Source organism: Streptomyces sp. SID14478 (assembly GCF_010548525.1).
Classification (GTDB): Bacteria; Actinomycetota; Actinomycetes; order Streptomycetales; family Streptomycetaceae; genus Streptomyces.
The window spans coordinates 1-2628 of sequence record NZ_JAAGMG010000454.1; the positions used below are offsets into that span (position 1 = coordinate 1).

The window sequence follows — 2628 nt, forward strand, 5'->3', positions numbered from 1 at the left end:
ACCGCCCGGGTCAGCACCACGTACAGCCGCTCCATCCCCCGCGCCTCCGCCTCCACGACGGCGGCCGGCTCGACGGCGACCACGTGGTCGTACTCCAGGCCCTTGGCCACACCGGCGGCCAGCACGGTGACCCGCGCCCCGAGCTCGTCGGGTCCGGCGACCTCGACCCCCGCGCCGGCCAGCGCCTCCCGTACCCGGGGCACGTCCCGCTCCGCGGCGATCACCCCGACCGACCCCTCCTGCGCGAGCGCCCGCCGCACCGCCCCCACGGCGCCGGCCACCACGTCAGCGACCTCCTCGATCCTCAACTCGCCGTCGCCGCGCAGGGATCGGGCGGCGGGGACGTCGACGTCGATGCGGGCAAGGACCTGATTGGCCAGCGAGACGACCGCGGCCGGCACCCGGAACCCGGTCGTCAGCGGCACCACGTCCGCCTCCGGCTTGCCCAGGTGCCCGAGCAGCTCGCCCCACCTCCGGGCCGCCCAGGGCGTGGTGCCCTGCGCCAGGTCCCCGAGCACGGTCAGCGAACCGAAGGTCGCGCGCCGGGCGACGGCCCGCGCCTGCATCGGCGACAGGTCCTGCGCCTCGTCGACGACGATGTGCCCGTACCCCTCGGGGTGTTCGAGCAGTCCGGCGACCTCGTCGAGCAGCACCAGGTCGGCGGCGGACCACTTGGCGGACTTGTACGAGCGCGAGGGCCGGCCCCAGAGCAGCGCCCGCTGCTCCCCCTCGTCCAGCACCCCCTCGGCGGCCCGCGTCAACTCACTCTCATCCGAAAGGAGTTGGTACAAGACCTCCTCCGGGCGCACCCGCGGCCACACGGCATCCACGTACGCGCTCATCACCCGGGCCCGTCCGACCTTCTGCAGCCAGACGTGGGTCGCCGTCACGCCCCGGCGCTCGGCCCGGTCCTGGATGAGGCGCACGGCGCGGCTGCGCACGCGCTCGCGCCCGACGTCGTACGGCGGTTCCTCCCGGCGCACGTCCGCGACGATCCGCCGCAACTCCCCGAGCGGGACCCGCCACCGGTACGTGCCGTCGGGCACCTCGACGGAGTCGACGACCGCGTCCGCCGAGACCCGCCCGTACAGCGCCCGCCGCAGCACCCGCGCCATCCGGGCGTCGTGCTTGACGACGGCCGCGGCCTCGTCGTCCTCGGCCCGCACCTCGCCGTGCGCGACGAGCTCCCCGACGGTCGACTGGCGCACCCCGGTCTCGCCGAGCGCGGGCAGCACGGCGGAGATGTAGGAGAGGAAGGTCCGGTTGGGGCCGAGGATCAGGAGGCCGCCGCGCTGGATGCGCTGCGGGAACGTATAGAGCAGGTACGCGGCCCGGTGCAGGCCCACCGCGGTCTTCCCGGTGCCGGGCGCGCCCTGCACGCACAGGGACGTGGCGAGCCCCGCGCGCACCAGGTCGTCCTGTTCGGGCTGGATGGTGGCGGCGATGTCCCGCATCGGGCCGACCCGGGGCCGCTCGATCTCGCCGGTGAGGATCCGGCTGCCGGACGCGCCCTGCCCGCCCTCCCCCGCGCCGAGCCGCTCGTCCTCCATGCTGGTCAGATCTGCGGAGTCGCCCACGCTGCCCGGCGCCCAGCCGAACCGGCGCCGTACGTCCACACCCTGTGGATCATTCGCGCCCGCCTGGTAGAAGGCCCGCGATACCGGCGCCCGCCAGTCGACGACGAGCGGCGGCGCGGCCGGGTGCTCGGTGATCCGCAGGCGCCCCACGTGGTAACTCTGCCCGGCGTGCTCACCGCCCTGCCCGAAGTCGAGCCGCCCGAAGAACAGGGGGCCTTGCGGGAGTTCCCGAAGTCCCTTGGCCTGACTGCGCAGTTGGTACCCGAGGACCTCGGCGTCGGCGCCGGACGCGGAGGCGTTCTCGCCGATGACGACCTGTTCGTCGGCGCCCTCGATCATGGCGGCGAGGCCGGCGCGGCAGGTGTCGTGGAAGCGGCGTTCGGCGTCGAGGGCAGGGGTGGATGCGGGCTCGGCAAAGGTCACCCGCCCAAGATAGCGCAACCCGGTAACATTTCTTACCGAGTAAGAACGGCCTCGCGCCCGGGAGAGGAGCCCCGCCCACCGCGAGGCGCCCGCGGACCTGAGAGGAGGAGCCCGGCCAGTGAGACAAAGCCCGCGCGCCTGAGAGGAGCCCCGCACACGGGAGAAGCCCGCGCACCCGAGAGCAGCCCCGCCCACCGGGAGAAGCCCGCCCCAAGTTGAACCCGCGCACCCCGCGAAGACCCGACCGCCCGACAAGACCCGCCCGATCGCTCGCTCGCTCGCCCCGAGAAGACCCCGAAAAGCCCACCCCCGGGCTACGCGTACCGCCCGCCGAGCCCCTCCCCCAACTGCCGGAACCCCAGCTCTGCAGCGCGCACGGCATCCGCCTCGACGGCGTCGGCGGACTCCCCGTCCATGATCCGCCGCACGTTCTCCTGGGCCAGGATCCGCTGCACCGCCACGATCTGCCCGGCGGCCAGCCGCGCCGCCCCCTCCGGCCCGCCCAGCGCCCCGGCCAGCGCCCGCTCGGACCGCTCCTGGTACCCGTACAGCCGCGCCACCAGCTGCGGCGTCCCGTACAGCAGCCGCTGGTACGCCAGCACCGCCGGGTGATCGCACAGCCCCGTCA

At 74.6% G+C, this 2628-nt stretch carries 1 protein-coding gene and 1 pseudogene; both read right to left on the minus strand.

Features of this window, described 5'->3' with window-relative positions; all coding sequences use genetic code 11:
• The coding region (locus G3I40_RS15255; protein WP_164302712.1) for an AAA family ATPase at nucleotides 1–2000 on the minus strand (2000 nt) is incomplete at its 3' end.
• A 314-nt stretch (nucleotides 2001–2314) separates the two neighbouring features.
• Nucleotides 2315–2628 (minus strand): annotated as a pseudogene (locus G3I40_RS15260) (TetR family transcriptional regulator); the annotation flags it as partial.